This window comes from Pseudoalteromonas galatheae (assembly GCF_005886105.2).
GTDB classification, from domain to species: Bacteria; Pseudomonadota; Gammaproteobacteria; order Enterobacterales; family Alteromonadaceae; genus Pseudoalteromonas; species Pseudoalteromonas galatheae.
This window is the reverse complement of record NZ_PNCO02000001.1, coordinates 2,816,950-2,837,659: the sequence shown is the minus strand read 5'-3', so window position 1 is coordinate 2,837,659 and position 20,710 is coordinate 2,816,950. Positions and strand designations below refer to the sequence as shown.

The window sequence follows — 20,710 nt, the reverse complement described above, 5'->3', positions numbered from 1 at the left end:
GTTTTCTTGGTTCGTTCTTTTTCGTCGTTTAAAAAGAATGGACGAGGAGCACATGGATGCACTTTGATATTAAATAGGGAGAGTTATTGCCATGCGCCGTTTTGAATTTGGCGAGGCGTGCTGCGCCATCCCTCAAATTGTGACTCGACGTTTTCATTAAAGTTACGAAAGAGCTGTTCGATGTTTTGTGCAGGTACAATATTGCACGGATTGCTGCTTTCTTGTCGTAAATACTCGAAAAAAGCGTTGCTGTTGTGCTCGACCATAAATCCCGTAAACAGGTAACTATTGGCATATAAGGTGGTACTTTGCATGGTTTGCCACTGATTTTCGCTATTGAATAGGGTGTTAATATCAAGCTTGGCAAAGCGGGATTTCAAAATCCCTTCTTTTGTCAACCAGTCTTCATCAGAGAGGTAAATCGAAAATTGACCCGTATCGGTAATTCTTAGGTGCTCAAAATACTCGGCTAAGCCTTCTGTTACCCAGCGAGGGGTTACGCCGAAATAGTAAAAAACTAGGGCATGCACGGACTCATGGATAAGTGTTCTTAGCGTTTCTTCCTCAGTGCGACTGCCATTAATAAAGCCCTGATTTTGAAACAAGAAGTACATGCCTAAAGTACCGGCTGGCTCTGCATCGCGAGAGAGAATTAACTCATTGTAGTCAGTATCATTGGCGGTAATATGCATGTTCAATTGTATGGGAGATAAGGCTTTTTTATGCGCTAATTGGTTAAAAAAGTGCTTAAACATCATATACACCACGTTGAGAGCTTGCTGCGCCTGATACTCAACATAAGGGCTCACGGGTTCACCCGTTAGATTAAGTTTAAAATTCTCAATGTCGTTGAATTGTGTTTGCAAGGAAAATACCTCGCGCTTTAGTGCTCCGCAGGTAGGTGTTGAGATACCACTGAACATATTAACAATATCACTGTGTCCGTTTAGGCTATAAAAGGTTTTGTCTGGTACTTCAGATAGCTGTTGTCTTGTTGCTTTTGGTGATGCAACCGTTAGGTGAGGAGTGATGTCTGGCTGACTTAAATGTTTTTCGGTATGGGTGTCTAGCTGTATGCCAAATTCCGTCAATAAAGGTTTGATAGACCTCATCGAGTTTGCTGCTGCACTTGGATAGATAAAATAAAGTGCAAACAATATCAGTGTGATGATAAATAGTAGGACAAAGATCCGCCAAACCAAAGTGATATCCTTGTGTAATACCTGTCCGGAGACTTTGGTTATACTCGATTATCGGTAAGTTTGGCAATGGGTAATTTGATTATCTACTTATTCCCAAACCGTTAAATAACAGTCAGTTTAGTGTGTCATAAAGTGTATTGCTTGCTTTATGTATCATTCTTTTTTCTACAACAATGTACCCATAACTTAATTCGTTGCCTATACTTTTTGAAAAAATAACAGAGTATGCAGATGAAAGTGGTTTGGCCGTTAGTTTTGCTGTGTTGTGCGAGTACGAGCGCACTCGAGGCTCAGGTGAATATTACGACGGGGCAATGGCCGCCGTACTTAGATCAAACAAAACAAGATCAAGGTTGTGTGGCTGTGGTGATCAGAGATGTCTTTGCGCTCTCTGATATTAAAGTTCGGTTTTTATTTATGCCTTGGGAGCGTGCTTATCAAGAAGGTATGAAGGCGGCTTACATTGGTAGCGCCTATTGGTATTATAGTGAGCAAAGGAGCAAAGACTATATTTATACACAATATCCACTTACCGAAGAAACAGCACGTTTTTATCATCATCGAGATCTAGCATTTACCTATACGAGTTACGCAGATCTTAAGCCATTTAGGTTGTTGCTCAATCAAGGATTAACTTATCCGCCCTCTATGCTAGAGGCGATAGAGACGCTTGAAATCAAAACCTCATACGCCACGTATACCAGTAAAAATGTGGCACTGATCCTACGAAACCGTGCAGATATAATGGTTATGGATGAAAAGTCGGCGAAATCCTATCAGCAGGAGCTGCCAGCTCAAGAAGCCCAGTTATTAGTGGCGCAAGCGGTCCCGGCTTTTATTCAAAAAGGCTATTTGCTTATTAATAAGCATCACAGTGAATATGTCGAACTGTATAATGAAGGGCTTAAAAAGCTGTGGGGGGATGAAGACTATGTTGCTCAATATCGTGCTCGCTGCTCTCGTGTGTTTACCGATTGATTGCTTTTTGGCTTTGCTAAAACCAAATAATGTCCTGATTCGTTGCAAAATCATTCATAAGTGAGAACCCAAATTCGGTTTTAATATTTTTCATAGCCTGTTGCCTATTTTAACGATATATCAAGCATAAAGAATGTTATTACACGTAAAGCCTAATGGTGTATTCAGTGGTTTTTAAAGCATGCTTTGCAGCCAACAACCGTAAAGGCTATCTTGAATCTCATTGGCTGCTTTAGATTAAGACTTGCCTATCCAAAGCGCCTTTCTGATAGTTTTATTTAGAGTTAAATAGAATATTACCATCTGGTCTGACCATTTAAATCACCTTTTAAATTTTGCTAATTCTTGGTTAAAGTTTATGCACTTCAACTGTTGTTTTTACACTCAGCTATTTATTGAATTGGGCTGAATTTTGACAGTTGTCATGGATTTTGATAACGTATTGTGCAAATTTGGTATGACCAATTTACCTATGAAGTTAATTCTTACCAAATTGATTAAAATAAGTCAGCAGTCTGGCTAGGTCACATCATAAAAAATTGGCGTTATTTCAATGTCTTTAAAGATTAAAGCAGCAAAACTATCGGACGTAATACTAGAACAGCTTGAGAATATGATCCTCGAGGGCTCGTTATTACCGGGTGAAAAGTTGCCGCCTGAGCGTGAGCTAGCTAAGCAATTTGAAGTGTCGCGTCCATCACTACGTGAGGCTATCCAGAAATTGGAAGCAAAGGGGCTTGTAACCCGTCGTCAAGGTGGTGGTACGTATGTTAAGAATCAGCTCGAAGAGGGGCTAACTGATCCATTATTCGACTTGATCAGTAAACACCCTGAATCTCAGTTCGATTTACTTGAGTTCCGTCATGCACTAGAGGGCATTGCAGCCTACTATGCGGCGCTCAGGGGCACAGAGAATGACTTTGCAAAGGTACAACAAAGCTTTGACAACATAGCACAGATAGGTGATGACCTGATGCAAAAGGCAAGGGCAATTAATGCTTTTCACTTTGCCGTTGCAGAAGCGTCGCACAATGTCGTCCTGCTTCATCTTGTAAAAGGGATGCAGTCATTGCTTGAGCAAAACGTGCTGCAAAACTTAACCGTCTTGGTGCAAAAATCAGACGTGAGTGAGCAGCTCGGTGAGCACAGAAAGTTGTTATTAGATGCGGTGATCAATGGTAATCCTGAACAAGCAAGACTTGCTAGTAACGCCCACTTAGCCTTTATCGAAGAAGCGTTATTAGAAGCCGGTAAAGAGCGTTCGCGAATAGAGCGCTCACTGCGTAGAACAAAACAGCAGTAATCGGGCTTGATTCAGTAAGAATTGGCACAAATAGAATAAATTCGTATTTTAAACATAAGGAACACTCCATATGTCTGAAGTCAATAAAATTGACGTAGACGCGCTAGAAACCCAAGAATGGTTACAGGCGCTTGAGTCGGTCGTAAAAGAAGAAGGCGTAGAGCGCGCTCAGTTCTTGTTAGAGCAAGTATTAGAGCAAGCGCGTCTTGATGGCGTAGATATGCCAACAGGCACTACGACTAACTATGTCAACACTATCCCAGCAGATCAAGAACCTGCGTATCCAGGGGATGTGAACCTTGAGCGTCGTATTCGCTCTATCATCCGTTGGAATGCGATCATGATCGTACTTCGTGCGTCGAAGAAAGATCTTGAGCTGGGCGGGCATATGGCCTCTTACCAGTCGTCAGCTGCATTCTATGAAATGTGTTTCAACCACTTCTTCCGTGCACCAAACGAGAAGGACGGTGGTGACTTAGTATATTACCAAGGCCACATTTCTCCGGGTATTTATGCTCGTGCGTTTGTCGAAGGCCGCCTAAGCGCTGAACAGCTAGACAACTTCCGTCAGGAAGTAGACGGTAACGGTATTTCTTCATACCCACACCCTAAATTAATGCCTGAATTCTGGCAGTTCCCAACGGTTTCTATGGGTCTAGGTCCAATCGCGTCTATCTATCAAGCGCGCTTCCTTAAATACCTAGATGGCCGTGGACTAAAAGACACCTCTGAGCAACGCGTTTATGCCTTCCTTGGTGATGGTGAAATGGACGAGCCAGAATCACGTGGTGCAATTTCATTCGCTGCCCGTGAAAAGCTAGACAATCTATGCTATCTAATCAACTGTAACCTACAGCGTCTTGACGGCCCAGTAATGGGTAACGGTAAGATCATTCAGGAGCTAGAAGGCCTATTTAAAGGTGCTGGTTGGAACGTGATCAAAGTGGTTTGGGGTTCTGGTTGGGACAAACTACTGGCTAAAGACACCACAGGTAAATTACTACAACTGATGAACGAAACAGTTGATGGCGATTACCAAACTTACAAATCAAAAGATGGTGCGTTCGTACGCGAGCACTTCTTTGGTCGTTACCCAGAAACTGCAGCATTGGTTGCTGATATGACTGACGAAGAAATCTTTGCGTTGAAGCGCGGTGGTCACGAGCCGTCTAAACTATTCGCGGCGTTTAAAGCGGCGCAAGACACCAAAGGTCGTCCAACAGTTATCTTAGCTAAAACGGTAAAAGGTTACGGCATGGGTGCTGCGGCTGAAGGTAAGAACATTGCTCACCAAGTTAAGAAAATGGACATGACGCACGTAGCGCATCTACGTTCACGTCTAGGTCTAGATGACTTAGTGTCTGACGAGCAATTACAAGACCTACCATACTTAACGCTGGAAGAGGGCTCAAAAGAGCACGAGTATTTACATGCTCGCCGTAACGCCCTTCATGGTTACACGCCTAAGCGTTTGCCTAATTTCACAGAAACGTTAACGCTACCAGAGTTAGATGCATTCAAACCGCTTCTAGAAGAGCAAAAGCGTGATATTTCTACAACGATGGCATATGTTCGTGCATTAAACATCTTACTAAAAGATAAGAGCATCGGTAAAAATATCGTACCTATTATTGCTGACGAAGCACGTACTTTTGGTATGGAAGGTTTATTCCGTCAAATCGGTATTTATAACCCACATGGCCAAAACTACAAGCCTGAAGACCGCGATATTGTTTCTTACTACAAAGAAGCAACCTCTGGTCAGGTACTACAAGAAGGTATCAATGAGCTAGGTGCAATGTCATCATGGGTGGCTGCGGCAACCTCATACAGCACCAACGATTTACCAATGATCCCGTTCTATATCTACTACTCAATGTTTGGTTTCCAACGTGTAGGTGATATGGCGTGGATGGCGGGCGATCAACAAGCGCGCGGCTTCCTACTTGGTGCAACCGCTGGTCGTACAACGCTAAATGGTGAAGGTCTACAGCACGAAGACGGTCACTCGCACATTCAAGCAGGTACGGTGCCTAACTGTATTTCTTACGACCCAACGTTTGCATTTGAAGTAGCGGTTATTTTGCAAGATGGTATCCGTCGTATGTACGGTCCAGAGCAAGAGAACGTGTTCTACTACCTAACGCTCATGAACGAAAACTACCATCAACCTGCAATGCCAGAAGGCGCTGAAGAAGGTATTCGTAAGGGTATTTACAAGCTTGAAAGCTACACTGGCGACAAAGCACAGGTTCAGTTAATGGGCTCTGGTACTATCTTGAACGAAGTACGTAAAGCGGCGCAAATTCTAAGCGACGACTACGGTATCGGTTCTGATGTATTCTCTGTAACGTCATTCAACGAGCTTGCTCGTGACGGTCAAGATGCTGAGCGCTTTAACATGCTAAATCCAGAAGCAGAGCAAAAAGTACCTTATATCACGAGTGTGCTTGGTGATGCGCCAGCAATTGCAGCTACCGATTACATGAAAAACTATGCTGATCAAGTACGTGCATTTATGCCGAGCGCATCTTACAAAGTACTTGGCACAGATGGCTACGGTCGTTCAGACAGCCGTGAAAACCTACGTCGTCACTTTGAAGTGAACGCAGGTTACGTAGTAGTTGCTGCACTTGGTGAGCTAGTTAAGCAAGGCAAGATTGAAAAATCAGCTGTGACTGACGCTATCAAGAAATTTGATATCGACACCACCAAAACTAACCCACTTTACGCATAAGAGGACGAGTAATGGCAATCGAAATTCATGTTCCAGATATTGGTGCCGATGAGGTTGAAGTAACCGAGATCCTAGTAAGCGTAGGTGACACGGTTGCAGAAGAGCAATCGCTTATCACGGTTGAAGGCGACAAAGCATCAATGGAAGTACCTGCCTCTGTGGCAGGTACGGTGAAAGAAATCAAAATAGCCGAAGGCGATAAAGTCTCGACAGGTTCTTTGATTATGGTTTTTGAAGCAGCAGGTGAAGAAACAGCTGCAGAACAGCCAGCGGAAGAAGCCAAGCCAGAAGCCAGCACTTCAGGTCAAACAGAAGTAAAAGAAGTTCATGTACCAGATATTGGTGGCGATGAAGTTGAAGTCACAGAAATCTTAGTGGCAGCTGGTGATGTTGTTGAAGAAGAGCAATCACTTATCACGGTTGAAGGCGACAAGGCTTCAATGGAAGTACCTGCACCTTTCGCTGGTACTATCAAAGAGGTGAAAATCAACGCGGGTGACAAAGTGTCAACGGGTTCATTGATCTTCACTTTTGAAGTTGCAGGTAGCGGTGATGCGCCAGCAGCTTCTGAAGCGCAAGCACCAGCACAGGAACAAGCGCCAGCAGCATCAGCTGAAAAAGAAGTACACGTACCAGATATCGGTGGTGACGAAGTTGAAGTCACTGAAATCATGGTTGCTGTAGGCGATAGCGTTGAAGAAGAGCAATCGCTTATTACGGTTGAAGGCGACAAAGCCTCAATGGAAGTGCCAGCACCGTTCGCAGGTACGATTAAAGCCATCAAAGTTAATGCTGGCGATAAAGTATCAACGGGTTCTTTAATCTTCGTATTCGAAGTGAAAGGCGCGGCACCTGCACCTCAGGCAGCAGCTAAAGCTGAAGAAAAGCCAGCGCAATCAGCGGCTCCAGCGGCGAAATCTGAAGCACCAAAAGCTTCTGCACAAAAAGATGATTTTGTGGCCAATGATCAATATGCCCACGCATCACCTGTGGTACGTCGTCTAGCGCGTGAGTTTGGGGTTAACCTAGCTCGCGTTAAAGGTACAGGTCGTAAGAACCGTGTACTAAAAGAAGACGTACAAAACTACGTGAAAGAGCTGGTTAAGCAAGTTGAGTCTGGTCAAGTCGCAAAAGGCGGCAACACCGGTGGCGGTGAACTTGGTCTTATTCCTTGGCCAAAAGTAGACTTCAGCAAGTTTGGTGAAGTTGAAGAGAAGAAGCTTTCTCGCATCAATAAGCTATCAGGTGCAAACCTTCACCGTAACTGGGTACAAATCCCACATGTTACACAGTTTGACGAAGCCGATATCACTGAGCTTGAAGCGTTCCGTAAAGAACAGAATGTGCTTGCTGAGAAGAAGAAAATGGGTGTGAAGATCACGCCATTAGTATTCGTGATGAAAGCCGCTGCAAAAGCACTTGAAGACTTCCCAACGTTTAACTCTTCACTATCTGAAGATGGTGAGAGCTTAATTCTGAAGAAGTATGTTCATATCGGTATCGCAGTTGATACACCAAACGGTCTTGTAGTTCCTGTTGTTCGCGACGTGAATAAAAAAGGCATCATTGAGTTATCACGCGAGTTGATGGAAATCTCTAAGAAAGCACGTGATGGTAAGCTGACATCTTCTGACATGCAGGGTGGCTGTTTCACTATCTCAAGCCTTGGCGGGATCGGCGGTACGGCGTTTACGCCAATCGTTAATGCTCCTGAAGTGGCGATTCTTGGTGTGTCTAAGTCAGACTTCAAACCGAAATGGAATGGTAAAGAGTTTGAGCCGCGCCTAATGGTGCCGCTAAGCTGTTCATACGACCATCGTGTCATTGACGGCGCACTAGCAGCTCGCTTTACTGTGACACTTGCAAACTACCTAAGCGATATTCGCCAGTTAGTAATGTAAGAATAGAAACCGCATCACTTAGGTGATGCGGTTTTCTTGTATTTTGTTGTTCCGCTTGATATTTAGGCGGGACAATAGAGAGTGTGAATGATACACTTTCGAGCAATAATAACTCTCTCTGCCCTGTGCCCCGAATCGGGTGTTTGGCAGGCACTTTGGGTCGGCTACTCTCGACGAGTAAACCCGTTCAAATAACAGTTAAGGTAATAACATGAGCAACGAAATCAAAACTCAAGTTGTTGTACTAGGCGGTGGTCCTGGTGGTTACTCTGCGGCATTCCGTGCAGCAGACTTAGGTTTAGACGTTACACTAATCGAATCTCGCGACACGCTAGGTGGTGTGTGCTTGAACGTTGGTTGTATCCCTTCAAAAGCCCTTCTTCACGTTGCAAAAGTAATCGACGATGCAGCTGAAATGGCTTCTCACGGTGTTTCTTTCGGTGCTCCACAAATCGACCTAGACAAAATCCGTTCATGGAAAGAGTCTGTAATTGGTCAGCTAACTGGCGGCCTTAGCGGTATGGCTAAGATGCGTAAAGTTACTGTAGTTAACGGCTACGGTAAGTTCACAGGTTCTAACACCATTGCGGTTGAAGGTGCTGACGGCGCGAAGACGGTAACTTTCGATAATGCAATCATTGCAGCAGGTTCTCAGCCTGTAAGCTTACCTTTCATTCCTGAAGATGATCGTATCATTGATTCGACTGGTGCACTTGAGCTTAAAGACGTGCCTGAAAAGCTACTTGTACTAGGTGGTGGTATCATTGGTCTTGAAATGGGTACTGTTTACCGTTCACTAGGTTCAGCAATTGACGTAGTTGAGTTTGCTGATCAATTAGTACCTGCGGCTGACAAAGACGTTATCAAGATTTACCAAAAGTACGTTAAAGACAAGTTTAACGTGATGCTTTCTACTAAAGTGGTTGCTGTTGAAGCGAAAGAAGACGGTATCTACGTATCTTTCGAAGGCAAGCAAGCACCAGAAGGCCAAGTTCGTTATGACAAAGTACTAGTTGCTGTTGGTCGTACACCAAATGGTAAGCTAATCGACGCTGACAAAGCGGGCGTAAATGTTGATGAGCGTGGCTTTATCAGCACTGACAAGCAAATGAAAACCAACGTTGATCACATCTTCGCTATCGGTGACATCGTAGGTCAACCTATGCTTGCACACAAAGCGGTTCACGAAGGTCACGTTGCTGCTGAAGTTATCTCTGGTAAGAAGCACTACTTCGATCCTAAATGTATTCCTTCAATTGCATACACAGATCCAGAAATTGCTTGGGTTGGTGTGACTGAGAAAGAAGCAAAAGAGCAAGGTCTAAGCATTGAAACTGCGGTATTCCCGTGGGCGGCTTCTGGTCGCGCGATTGCTTCTGCACGTACTGAAGGTTCAACTAAGCTTATCTTTGATAAAGAGTCAGGTCGTGTGATCGGTGGTGCTATGGTTGGTATCAACGCTGGTGAAATGCTTGGTGAAATCGGCCTAGCAGTAGAGATGGGTGCTGATGGTGAAGACCTAGCGCTTACTATCCACGCTCACCCAACGCTGAACGAGTCAATTGGTCTAGCTGCTGAAATCTTCGAAGGTTCAATTACTGACCTTCCAAACAAAAAAGCCGTGAAGAAAAAGTAAGTTTTTCTAAGCTTTTCAAAAACCCAGCCTCGCGCTGGGTTTTTTGTTTTTGGGGCCCAAGGTTGTAACTCGCTCCTTATAACCTTGGCAGACTAGTTTCTAACCAGTATGCTTAGACAAGGGGCAAAGGTGTTGAGTGTACATGGAACAAATTGAGATATTTGAGATCCCAAGTCCGTGTAAGGGGATCTGTCAGGTAAATAATCGCGGCTATTGTAAAGGTTGTTATCGTAGTCGAGAGGAGCGTTTTGAGTGGAATAATCTTAGTAACGAGCAAAAACGTAGAGTTATTGCGTTGTGTCAACAGCGTTACAAACGGTACTTGCAACGTAAATCAAAAGCGGATCAAGCTGATGATCAAACAGCAGAGAACTTTAAATTTGATATTTAGCTCTAAGCATTTCTATTATTCCTTCATGCTCAAACTCTTCTAGTTTTGCTTTGATAAGTGGGATTAAATGCTCATAGCGTTTATGCACAAAATGAAAACTTTCAACAACAGCTAAGTTTTTTATTTGCAATGTTTCTTCGTTGATATTTTTTAAATGCGGCTTCAAATGAAAGTCAAGAATAAGCGCGCCTTCAACCTGCCGTTGCACAACTAGGTTGAGTTGTGTCACCGCACTTTTAACATCAATAATATAAGCTTGTATATGGTGTTCAGCCAAATAGGCCGTGGCTACGGGGTAGCCGCTTCGGATGGTCAAAGAGCTAACCGCTTTTAGATCACAGTGGCTGCAAAGGCTTAAAAATTGTAAGTTAAACTGAAACAAAGCGTAGTCAACCCGTCGTAGGTTCGGATACTCTGTTTCAACACTGGCAACGCGAGCCAGTTGCCCATCTAAATTACCTGCATTAGCTGCAATTAAAGAGCCCTTATGGTTAAATTCTTCAAGGCGTAGCTCTACGCCAAGTTCATGATAAACCATTCCCATGAGTTCTATTACATAGCGTGCTTGGGGGGTTTGTGGTGGCTTATTGAAGCGCATCACATTTGGTATGTCATTGGCTGCATGAACCACAGTCGAAACTATCAATAATAAACACAGTAATACCGCTTTCAATCCAACTCCTTTGATGCGCTACCCTAAAGTTGTAATGTCGTTAAGTATACATAATTTTTACAATAAAAGGCACAGTATCACGCTTTACTCAAAACCAGATAAAACTCGATTTTGCTGCAATAGCGGTAGTGGCTTGTGATACACTTGGTCTATCCTTTGCTGAAAATTGAATGATGTGTAATGAGCTATAATCTGTGTTTGCTGCCCAGACAAGAAAAGTACCAAATTCAACTTGAATATGAAGCGTCGTTTTGGGCTTATCAAATTAAACGAGGCAAAAAAAGCAGGGAGGCTATTTATGACACGATTAATCAAAGGCCGCTATCGGAGCAGGACACGCTAAAGCAAAAATTTGAATATTACCTGAGCCTAATGCTTGCTTAATGTATAAAGTTGAATTGCTTCCGGCTATTATGACGCCGCTTGTAAATAAATTTTATGATGCACACCGAGTTCGTGGGCGTGCTGCAAAACACGACAAAGTGTCAGTGGTAAAAGATGGCAGTGAAATTATCGCAGCTTGCCGTTTGCAACCTGTAGACGGCAACTGGTTGCTTGTTGGCGTTTATGTTGCGCCACAGCGCAGAAACCAAGGTATCGCGAAAACACTCATTGAATCCGCAATTAAGCAGTTTCGCAGTGAGCAGTCACGACAGATAATTTATACTTTTGCGTATTGCCATTTAAGTGACTTTTATCTCTCCCTTGGGTTTCAACGCAATTCACGAGAATTACCTCCTGAACTTGCTTCTCGCTTATCTAGTTATCTTGGACAAAATCGTAAACTCATGGCAATGTATTACGTCTAGTTAACAACTTCGGCTTTTTATGTTTCGCCTGTGCATTATAATCTGCATTTACCTATTTTCTACATTGGCAAGTGCGGCCCAAATTTCCCGACTTTCACCTGCGGAAGGCTTATCACAAAGTTACGTCAATACTCTGCTTATTGATAAGCAAGGTTACTTGTGGCTGTCCACAGAGGGAGGCCTCAATCGTTATGATGGTTATCAGGTCTTAGATGTGAATGGACCCGACGGGGTTCTGGACAAAGTACAAGTGAACTACATCTACCAGGATAATTTGGGCGGGATTTGGATCACCACGGGGATTGCTGGCCTTTTGCGATATGATCCCGCAAAAGATGAGTACAGAAAATACATTGAGCCACCCTCTACCGAAGATGAATTCTATTCCAATTTGGTCAATATTATTCTAACTAAAGACGATGACCACATGTGGGTTGTGCGCACTAATGATGTCGCTATTCTCAATATTCACAGTGGCAAGCTCGAGAGTGAGGTGACGCTTCCTTTGGATGAAGAAAGCGGCTTTATTCGGGCAGTTTACCACCATCATGATATCTTGTTTATCGCGACCTCCGAACGTCTATTCGCTTATCACTTACCAACGAAAACATTAAGAGCGATCGAGCACCTCTCCCCAGTAACGCACCCTTATCAAATGAATACCAAGTCTCTATTTACTTTGAATAAAGACACTTTGCTTGTTGGCGCAGTTCAAGGAATGTATGAACTAGACATCTCCATGTTAAATAAAGACTTTGATGCCGAAGTACCGTTTAAAACGCTACTGCCAGAACTTAATATTTGGAAAATGCTTAGACATGATAAGCATACTTTGCTGCTCGGTACTGATAAAGGGTTGGTGCATTATCACATTGAGGATGGTAATGCTGTACGAGACAAACGGTTATCTTCAAGTATATTTTTGCCATCCAACACCAGCATTATCGATATCGTAAAAGATAACTATGGTGGGCTTTGGGTTGCTACCAAAGAAGATGGCGCATTTTACTTACCAGATAGCACGCTGGCGTTTGATAATGTCAGCGATCTCACTGTCAAAGGGGAAGGTTTCTCACACAGTAATGTGTGGGCGATGCATGAATCCAATCAATTTTTATGGTTAGCAACCAATGATGGCTTAACACGATACAACCCAAAAACAAGAGAAACCAAGCAGTTTTTAAAAGGATACTTGGGAGATGAAATTCTCTCGGAGTTTATTATATGGAAGATTGCTGAATATCAAAATAAGTTATGGTTAACCACGGGTAAGGGTTTGTTTGTATTTGACCCAATCACACATGAGCTTGAAAGGCCAAAAGCGAATAATGCTAAAGATAAGGAAATATTAACGTCTTTTGCAAAGGGCGGTGAGCTATTAGCAGACGGTAAGTTTTATTTCGTCAATAGCGACATTGGCATGTTTGTTTATGATATTAATACAGCAGAGTTAAAGCATTTAACTCAATCATTTGAAAAAGTAGATCCGTTTCTGACCTATGGCTTTTACCCTCCTTTACCTAATGATCCTACTAAGCCGCTTTATTACAACGCTGGGGTGCTGTATCAATATGATCCACAACTTGAAACCTTAACGGAGATTTACAAGGCTCCTAGGGCAAATAAACATTTAGCGGTTGATATCACCACTTACACCATAGATAAAAATAATATTTTGTGGCTGTCATTGTCGTCGTTTGGCTTAATAGGCATGACTTTAGATGGTTATGAGCCTATCTACAATATTGATCTAAAAGCCCATAAAATCGACACCTTAATGTATGAAATGCGCCAAGACAAAGAGGGAATGATTTGGATGTCGTCTCACAAAGGCATTTGGCGTCTAGACCCAGATAATTTGCACTTACAACAGTTCACAACCGAAGATGGCATTCTTTCCAACGAGTTTAATGGCGGCGCGTCTGTGATGCTAAAAGATGGTCGCATAGCATATGGTATGTTGAAAGGGTTTGTGGTGTTTTCTCCCGATGACAACCGCCCTAAAAAACCACTGCTTGACCATGTAAATATCACCAGTGTGGATCTTATTTCTCGTCCAAACCAAAAGGCGGGATTAAAGCAGTTTGAACATATTGAACTTGAACATGATGATATTGGGCTTGAAGTGTCTTTCTCAGCAATGGCGTTTAGCTATCAAGATAGGATCATTTATGAATACCAAATATCCGGTGGGCAGAAGATCCTAAGTCGCAACCAAAATCGCGTGGTATTTCCTAAGCTTAATCCAGGCGAATATGCATTAAAAGTTTGGGCCAAAGATCCGTTAACTGGAGATTACACGCCACCTGCAAAATTAACAATTAATGTGAACTACCCAGCATGGCGCTCACCCGTTGCGCTCACGGGGTATGTGTTTCTTACGCTCCTACTATTGTCTCTTTGGAGTTATCGGAAGTACCGTGTTGAACAACTTATTCTTGCCGCTCATAAGGAAACACAAGACCGAGAAGCTAGGTTGAAGATGGCACTTGAAGGTAGTAACTCAGGTGTATGGGAGTGGCATGCTGGAAGTACCTTAATCTATCAACCTCGATTGGTTAATGAGCTCGATTATGAGCTTGAGAGTGTTGGTTTAGATGACTATCTGCAAAAGATTCACCCCTCGGATAGAGCCATGTTCCGCTTACAGTGGCTGGAATTTGTTACGACTGATAAAGGGTTTATTGATTGTACCTATCGGTTAAAAGACAGCAAAGGTCAGTGGCGCTGGTATAAGGACTTTGGCAAGGTGCTTGAGTGGGATGAGGGAAATCCAACACAAGTTGCGGGCACCTATACTAACTTAACCCGTGAACGCTTATTCGAAGAGCGCGCAGCACTATTTGGTGCAGCATTTGAGCAGACCCGTGATTGGGTCATGATTTTAGATAAAAGACTTCATATTCAAGCATGTAATCGGGCGATGCAAAATGCCTTTAATCTCGACTCCATCCCGCCTTCAAGCACCGCCGTCAAGCTTGGTATGTCGAGACAAAAACGGATGATGTATCTACGCCAAACGCTGGCGTTGGAGGTACACCAGCACTTAAGTTCTGAGGAAGTTGTTAGCCTGCCGAATGGTGACGAAAGAGATGTGCTCATTAAGATAAGTGCTGTGGCGAATGGTGATGGTGAGCTCCACAGCTATGTTGTAGTGCTAACCGATATTAGCCAACAGAAGCGCACTGAAAAAGAATTATATCAGCTCGCTAACTACGACTTACAAACTAAGTTGCCGAATAAAGCATTACTGATGGATAGAGTGCAGCATGCAATCAAACAGTCGCAGGCTCAAGAGACACATTTTGCGCTGCTGGTGATTAAATTCAATCGCTTACAGAATCTATACGATATTTATGGTGCAGACTTTGTGGCCGAGCTGCTTCCGCTGCTGGCAAAAAAGCTACGCTGTTGCTTCCGTGAACTCGACAGTTTAGCAACGGGGCACGACAAGTCATTTTATGTGCTGATGGAGCATCTCGACAACCCTGAAAAGGTGCATCAATATGTAGAGTGTTTAGTTCACTCGTTTAGTACACCTTTGGAGGTCGCTGGACATACTGTACTGATGCAACCTGCGATAGGAATTGCTATGTACCCCGATGATGCGTCTGATGCGTTTGAGCTCAATCAAGCAGCAAAGGCGGCACTTGAGCATGTCAATGTACAACAAGTCTCTAGTTATCAGTTTTTCCGCGAAGAGATGAATGGTAAGGTCAGACGTTCTCGGGAAGTCGAACAAGCGCTTATGAGGGCGCTAAAAAATGGTGAGTTTAGTAACTACTATCAACCTATTGTTGATGTGCAGAGCGATACCCTGCTTGGGTTTGAAGCCTTATTACGCTGGCCGGAAAATAGTGAGTTTTGTGCTCAGGAATATGCGCTTGCAGCTGAGCATGCTGGCGTCGTGACTGAACTTACCCTGCAAACCCTCTCTCGGGCATTGGTTGAATTGAGACATTGGCAAACTATTGAGCGCGATTTATATATATCTATTAATCTATCAGCCATTGATTTTGAATCCTCAAGCTTAGTCGATAATATTCAACAAGCACTGAGCCGCAGCAAAGTGTCGGGTCGCTCTGTGGCTTTTGAGATAACGGAAAGTGCCTTACTGTCTAACATTGACAGCGCGGCAAAGGTGATGAGAGAAATTAAAGCACTTGGCTGCCAAATCTACATGGATGACTTTGGTACGGGGTACGCCTCTTTGACTTACCTGCAACAGTTACCAGTGGATGTCATCAAGATAGATAAAAGCTTTGTGCAACAAATTGCAGAAGATCCAGAAAGCTATTTAATTATACGCTCATGCGTGAATTTAGCTCATGGTTTAGGACTAAAATGTGTTGCAGAAGGAGTGGAAAACGACCTCCAGTATCAACGTATCAAAGCCGAGCAAGTTGATTATTATCAAGGTTACCGTTTCAGCTCGGCGATTAGTGGCGAACAAGTAGCGCAATTACTCACTGAAAAATCGCTGTAGCCTCTTTGGTTACAGCTTTTTGCCACAGTGACGACAGTACATATGATGGACACGTTGACTACTCATTAGTTTAATCGCTTGATTTGCTTCTAATTGACTTAAACCAAGTTCAATTCGTAGCGCTTCTAGATGGGCTCTTTCGCTTTTATCGACATCGCCATCGACTAATGCATGCAGCACAGCCTCGTTGAATGCATCTCGACGTTTGCGCATTTGGTCGGCAAAGCTTGAGGCCAAAAGACCTGTAGGGATTGCGACCATGCCCATACTGAGTAAAGTGATAAGACCACCAAAGAATTGCCCGAGTGGGGTGATTGGCACTACATCGCCGTAACCCACGGTAGTTAGAGTGGCCATCGCCCACCACATAGCTTTAGGAATAGAACCAAATTTATCCGGTTGTACATCGTGTTCAATAAGATAAATCCCGCAAGAGGCCATGATTAGCACCACACTCATGATAAAAAAGGCGGCAAGCAGTGAGCTCGACTCTTCTTTAAATGCTGCGAGCAGCAATTGCATGGCCCGAGAGTAGCGTGTTAGCTTAAAGATCCTAAGTAATCGGATAACACGCAAAAAGCGCAGATCAAAAGTGATAAAGGCCATCAATATGGTAGGCAAAATAGCAATGAGATCAATGATTGCCAGCGGCGATATCAGATACTTTAGGCGTTTTTTCCAATTGGGTATATCCAAATGGCGATAATCAAGCTTATCGACACAGCACCAAAATCTCAGTAAGTATTCGACGGCAAAGATAGCCACACTGACTAGCTCCAGGGTGAGAAAGTAATGATGGTATACCTTTGCTAAATCGCGCTCAGATTCCAACACGATAGCAACGACATTGGTTAAAATCAGGGTAATAAGGAAGATGTCGACTGCGCGACCAAGCTTACGATATTGTCCTGTGGCTTCAAGTACCGCAGCCGTTTTTTCTCTGATGTGAAGTTGCATCAAGTTGCCAACATCCCTTATCTTTTTTTTGTATTTAGTTTAAGTTTAACACCATCTGAATGGTGCCTTCCTCAAAATCTCGAGATACGGTAAACCCAAGCTTTTTGGCAAGTCCTATCATACCGCTGTTTTCTGGGAGGGTGATCCCTTCTATACTTTGCACGCCTTGTTTACGACAGTGTTTTATAGCAGCTTCCATGAGTATTCCTCCAAGCCCAAGTCCTTGACAATCTGAGCGCACAACCACTGCGAATTCAGCTACTTGGTTATCGGGGTCCATCAACACGCGTGATACTCCAAGCGTTTGATAGCTGGACTTGTTAGGGACCGTGACAATAAACGCCATTTCTCTGTCGTAATCAATTTGCGTCATTTTGGCGAGCTGTTCATGATTAAATTGTGGCAGCTCGCCAAAAAAACGGCGGTATCTATCTTCTTTACTTAAAGACTGGTCAAACTCTTGGTGTGCTCTTTCATCCTCAGGACGAATAGGTCTTAAGGTTGCAGGGCGACCATTCTTTAATGTCACGGATTTTACCAACTCCCGAGGGTAAGGTCGGATGGCTAAGCGTTTACGTCCAGATACCGGCTCGTATCGCCTTAGCGTAATGCTGGCGTCGAGCACTTGAAACTGACCCGAGCAGGCTAAAATAGGGTTGAGTTCCATATCACTGATATCAGGTTGGTCGACTACCATTTGAGAGACACGAGTGAGTAGGGCGCACAGGCGGTATTTATCGACCTTTTCAGGCAGCGCTCGCTCTTTGATAAAGCCTTTATCATGGGCGGCTGCAATCAGGTACTTTGCAAGGTTCATATTCAAAGGTGGTAATGCCACCGCTGCTTGCGAGAAATTAAGCCCAGTGCCCGCTTCCCCCAGTAAAATAACAGGGCCAACACCGGGTTCTGTTTTTACCGCTATCCGTAATTCTTGTCCACCAGCGCGTTTTGCCATGCGTTGCAAAGAGAAGCCTTCTATTTCAGCTTCGGGGGCTGCCTCACGGATCCGTAGTAACATCGAAAATGCGGTTTGTTCTACTTCTTCGGCGTCGTTGAGGTTAAGTACAACCCCACCCACTTCCGATTTAGAGGGAATATCATGACTTATCAGTTTAAGTGCAACGGGAAAACCTAATTGTTGAGCTTGCTCTTTTGCTTCTGAGGGGGTGAGTGCTATTTGCGTCTCTATACATTCTATATCGTAATTAGCCAGCACTTGGGAGGCCAAATGGGTCGCGAGTTTATTGGCGCCTGAGTTTAAAAAGTCATTGATTAAACGTTTGCTTTGCAGGTGTTGTAGCTGCCCTTCGTCACTGTAGGATTCTGGCGTTTGCGTAAGGTGCTTTTGGTTTCGGCGGTAGCTTACCAAGTGCATAAAGGCGCCAACAGCACCTTCTGGGGTACGATAAGTTGGGATCTGAGCGTTTGCACATACAAGTCTTGCAGCGTATGCCGCTTCTTCACCCATGAAGTTTGTCATCACATAAGGACGTGCCATTTTTGGAATTTTGGCTAGCGTCTGCGCAATGATCTCAGCATAAGCGGTACTTGGCGCAAGCGCTGATGGAGTATGAATTATCAGTAAATTTTTGACTTCGTCAGCTTTTAATAAAATCTCTAGTGCTTGTTGGTAACGCTGTGGTGAGGAATCACCAAAAATATCTACAGGGTTACAAGCATGATCCGTTTGTGGGATCAAGGCGCTGAGCGCTTGTTTGGTTTGCTCGCTTAGTACTGCCAGTTTGCCTGAGTTCTGTAGTAAGGTGTCCACTGCCATGATACCAGGGCCGCCGCCATTGGTTAAAATGGTCAGCTGTTCTACTTGCAGCAGTTTGGGATGTAAAGCAAGGGTTTGAGTGGCAGCAAAGAGCTCCCTAAGATCGTTTACTCTTAGCATGCCTGCTCGTTGGAACATGGCATCATAAACCGCGTCATCGGAGGTATTGCCGCCGGTGTGATTCAGCGCAGCGATTGCACCAGCTTTGGTTTTTCCTGTTTTTATGGCGATGACGGGCTTGCTAAATGCCGCGGCTCTAGCTGCGGAAATAAAGCGCCTTACATCATCGATATTATCAATGTAAAGCAAAATAGCTTGGGTTTTTGGATCTCGTCCAAGGAAATCAAGTAGTTCGTCGAAATCAATATCAAGGCAGTCCCCGACAGAAACAAAGTAAGAAAAGCCAATTTTTTTATGTTGTGCCCAGTCCAGTATGGTTGAACATACCGCCGCCGATTGTGAAATAAATGCAAGCTTACCGGGCGCTGCAACCGTATGAGAAAAACTGGCATTAATACCCAAGTGAGGAATGAGTAAACCGAGACAGTTAGGACCAAGTAAAGTGACCTTCGCTATTTTGGCAGCTTCTTTTAATTGTTGTTTGTGCTGATTATCAAGACCTGCTGCGATGATGATTGCATGTTGACAGCCAATATCACCAAGTTCATTGATGATTTGCACTAAGGTTTGTTTATTGGTACAAATAACGGCGAGATCAGGGACTTTGGGTAACTGTTCGATGGCACTGTAGGCAAGCACCCCATGCACGGCGGTGTGCTTTGGACTGACGGGCATAATGGGCCCTTTAAATCCGCCTTGTAGCAAGTTACGCATTACGATAAAGCCGGCGCGATCAGGATTGTTAGAGGCGCCAATCACCGCGATAGATTGGGGGTTAAAAAATTGGCTAATACGCTTTACGCTCATACTGTTTCCTAGTTCAGCCACAGCTCATACGAAACACTCTACCATTTTGCTCGCAGTTTTCGAGTGCAATTAAGGTAGACTTTGATCTATCCCCATTATAATTGTTTGAAAACCATGACTGAGGCGTAACGTTGAGGACAGAGATATGTCTACTATGACTAAATATTTGGCTCCTGCGGCTTTACTATCACTGGCGGTGGTAGTAAGTGGCTGGATGGTAAAATCGACCATTCTAGAAGTGAAGGGAATGGAACGGACGGTAAGTGTAAAAGGGTTATCGGAAAAGGAAGTAACAGCAGACACGGTGATTTGGCCCGTATTTTATCGTGATGCAGATAACGATCTGGAGGCCTTGGTAGAGCGCACGGAAAAGAAAAATGCGGCTATTCGTGCGTTTTTGACCTTGCAAGGCTTTGATGCATCAGAGCTGTCCATATCAGCGCCTTCTATTACTGATAAGTACGCCCAAGAGTACGGTCAAAATAATCAAGGGTTTCGCTACGTAGCGAAAGCCGGTGTGACTGTGTACTCTAATAATCCAGATAAAGTATCGCAAGCACTTGGGCAGTTAAGTGAACTGGCCAAACAAGGTATTGCCATCACTAAAGATGATTATCAAAACCGAGTTGAATATTTGTTTACTGGTCTTAATGATATTAAGCCTGAAATGGTGCAAGAAGCCACACAAAAAGCTCGAGAAGTGGCGGTAAAATTTGCTAAAGATTCTGACTCTGTGCTTGGCAAAATAAAATCGGCAAGACAAGGACAATTTAGTATTCGCGATAGAGACAGTAATACGCCACAGATAAAAATTGTGCGTGTCGTGACGAGCGTGGAATATTACTTATCGGATTAAAACGCGTTTATTGCGCGGCTAAGCTAGCAAAAATGACAAATTCGTCAAACAAGCAAAGCTCCTTCTATCAAAGGGGT

Annotated in this window: 14 protein-coding genes; 10 read left to right on the top strand and 4 right to left on the bottom strand. The window is 43.8% G+C overall.

Annotation, left to right across the window (positions count from 1 at the left end; all coding sequences use genetic code 11):
- Positions 1-83: 83 nt before the first annotated feature.
- Complete coding sequence (locus tag CWC29_RS12600) at positions 84-1,202, bottom strand: DUF1570 domain-containing protein (protein ID WP_138524828.1); 1,119 nt, start codon at positions 1,200-1,202, stop codon at positions 84-86.
- A 231-nt stretch (positions 1,203-1,433) separates the two neighbouring features.
- Here CWC29_RS12600 and CWC29_RS12595 point away from each other — a divergent pair, with 231 nt between their 5' ends.
- From CWC29_RS12595 to CWC29_RS12570, 6 genes are all read left to right on the top strand, one after another.
- Positions 1,434-2,180, top strand: a complete 747-nt coding sequence (locus CWC29_RS12595) for a substrate-binding periplasmic protein (RefSeq protein ID WP_128726713.1) — start codon at positions 1,434-1,436, stop codon at positions 2,178-2,180.
- A 553-nt stretch (positions 2,181-2,733) separates the two neighbouring features.
- Positions 2,734-3,483 (top strand): pyruvate dehydrogenase complex transcriptional repressor PdhR, encoded by a 750-nt coding sequence (gene pdhR, locus CWC29_RS12590; RefSeq protein ID WP_125250480.1) that lies wholly within the window; start codon positions 2,734-2,736, stop codon positions 3,481-3,483.
- A gap of 70 nt (positions 3,484-3,553) precedes the next feature.
- Positions 3,554-6,220, top strand: coding sequence for a pyruvate dehydrogenase (acetyl-transferring), homodimeric type (aceE, locus tag CWC29_RS12585; protein ID WP_128726712.1), 2,667 nt, complete (start codon positions 3,554-3,556; stop codon positions 6,218-6,220).
- 11 nt (positions 6,221-6,231) lie between these two features.
- Entirely contained in the window at positions 6,232-8,121 is a 1,890-nt protein-coding gene (gene aceF / locus CWC29_RS12580) for a pyruvate dehydrogenase complex dihydrolipoyllysine-residue acetyltransferase (RefSeq protein ID WP_167815427.1), read from the top strand.
- A 211-nt stretch (positions 8,122-8,332) separates the two neighbouring features.
- Positions 8,333-9,757 (top strand): dihydrolipoyl dehydrogenase, encoded by a 1,425-nt coding sequence (lpdA, locus tag CWC29_RS12575; protein WP_128726711.1) that lies wholly within the window; start codon positions 8,333-8,335, stop codon positions 9,755-9,757.
- A gap of 142 nt (positions 9,758-9,899) precedes the next feature.
- Complete coding sequence (locus tag CWC29_RS12570) at positions 9,900-10,148, top strand: DUF1289 domain-containing protein (RefSeq protein ID WP_128726710.1); 249 nt, start codon at positions 9,900-9,902, stop codon at positions 10,146-10,148.
- Here CWC29_RS12570 and CWC29_RS12565 read toward each other — a convergent pair.
- Positions 10,132-10,821 (bottom strand): hypothetical protein, encoded by a 690-nt coding sequence (locus CWC29_RS12565; protein WP_235956573.1) that lies wholly within the window; start codon positions 10,819-10,821, stop codon positions 10,132-10,134. The two genes, CWC29_RS12570 and CWC29_RS12565, sit on opposite strands and share 17 nt — an antisense overlap.
- 180 nt (positions 10,822-11,001) lie before the next feature.
- Between CWC29_RS12565 and CWC29_RS12560 the strand changes: the two genes are divergently transcribed.
- From CWC29_RS12560 to CWC29_RS12550, 3 genes are read left to right on the top strand one after another with little or no spacing between them, the layout of a single operon-like run.
- Positions 11,002-11,205, top strand: coding sequence for a DUF3283 family protein (locus tag CWC29_RS12560; RefSeq protein WP_010374667.1), 204 nt, complete (start codon positions 11,002-11,004; stop codon positions 11,203-11,205).
- The gene (locus tag CWC29_RS12555) at positions 11,205-11,630 is read left to right on the top strand and encodes a GNAT family N-acetyltransferase (RefSeq protein WP_128726709.1); all 426 of its coding nucleotides are present in this window, start codon (positions 11,205-11,207) and stop codon (positions 11,628-11,630) included. The genes CWC29_RS12560 and CWC29_RS12555 overlap by 1 nt, the downstream gene beginning before the upstream one ends.
- A gap of 19 nt (positions 11,631-11,649) precedes the next feature.
- A complete protein-coding gene (locus CWC29_RS12550) occupies positions 11,650-16,116 on the top strand; it encodes an EAL domain-containing protein (RefSeq protein ID WP_209319053.1) in 4,467 nt (1,488 codons plus the stop codon).
- Positions 16,117-16,125: 9 nt separating this feature from the next.
- Here the strand turns inward: CWC29_RS12550 and CWC29_RS12545 are convergent, their stop codons facing one another.
- Positions 16,126-17,073 carry an ion transporter gene (locus tag CWC29_RS12545; protein WP_138523512.1) on the bottom strand — a complete coding sequence of 316 codons (948 nt, stop codon included), beginning with the start codon at positions 17,071-17,073 and terminating at the stop codon, positions 16,126-16,128.
- A 34-nt stretch (positions 17,074-17,107) separates the two neighbouring features.
- On the bottom strand, positions 17,108-19,777 hold the full coding sequence (locus tag CWC29_RS12540; protein ID WP_138523510.1) for a bifunctional acetate--CoA ligase family protein/GNAT family N-acetyltransferase: 2,670 nt from the start codon (positions 19,775-19,777) through the stop codon (positions 17,108-17,110).
- Positions 19,778-19,922: 145 nt separating this feature from the next.
- Between CWC29_RS12540 and CWC29_RS12535 the strand changes: the two genes are divergently transcribed.
- A complete protein-coding gene (locus CWC29_RS12535; RefSeq protein ID WP_128726706.1) occupies positions 19,923-20,633 on the top strand; it encodes an SIMPL domain-containing protein in 711 nt (236 codons plus the stop codon).
- Positions 20,634-20,710 lie beyond the last annotated feature (77 nt).

Excerpts from the sequence above, each read along its gene's own strand:
- CWC29_RS12595 (WP_128726713.1), top strand. The coding sequence starts at position 1,434 with ATGAAAGTGGTTTGGCCGTTAGTTTTGCTGTGTTGTGCGAGTACGAGC.
- pdhR (WP_125250480.1), top strand. The coding sequence starts at position 2,734 with ATGTCTTTAAAGATTAAAGCAGCAAAACTATCGGACGTAATACTAGAA.
- aceE (WP_128726712.1), top strand. The coding sequence starts at position 3,554 with ATGTCTGAAGTCAATAAAATTGACGTAGACGCGCTAGAAACCCAAGAA.
- aceF (WP_167815427.1), top strand. The coding sequence starts at position 6,232 with ATGGCAATCGAAATTCATGTTCCAGATATTGGTGCCGATGAGGTTGAA.
- lpdA (WP_128726711.1), top strand. The coding sequence starts at position 8,333 with ATGAGCAACGAAATCAAAACTCAAGTTGTTGTACTAGGCGGTGGTCCT.
- CWC29_RS12570 (WP_128726710.1), top strand. The coding sequence starts at position 9,900 with ATGGAACAAATTGAGATATTTGAGATCCCAAGTCCGTGTAAGGGGATC.
- CWC29_RS12560 (WP_010374667.1), top strand. The coding sequence starts at position 11,002 with ATGAGCTATAATCTGTGTTTGCTGCCCAGACAAGAAAAGTACCAAATT.
- CWC29_RS12555 (WP_128726709.1), top strand. The coding sequence starts at position 11,205 with ATGTATAAAGTTGAATTGCTTCCGGCTATTATGACGCCGCTTGTAAAT.
- CWC29_RS12550 (WP_209319053.1), top strand. The coding sequence starts at position 11,650 with ATGTTTCGCCTGTGCATTATAATCTGCATTTACCTATTTTCTACATTG.
- CWC29_RS12545 (WP_138523512.1), bottom strand. The coding sequence starts at position 17,073 with ATGCAACTTCACATCAGAGAAAAAACGGCTGCGGTACTTGAAGCCACA.
- CWC29_RS12540 (WP_138523510.1), bottom strand. The coding sequence starts at position 19,777 with ATGAGCGTAAAGCGTATTAGCCAATTTTTTAACCCCCAATCTATCGCG.
- CWC29_RS12535 (WP_128726706.1), top strand. The coding sequence starts at position 19,923 with ATGTCTACTATGACTAAATATTTGGCTCCTGCGGCTTTACTATCACTG.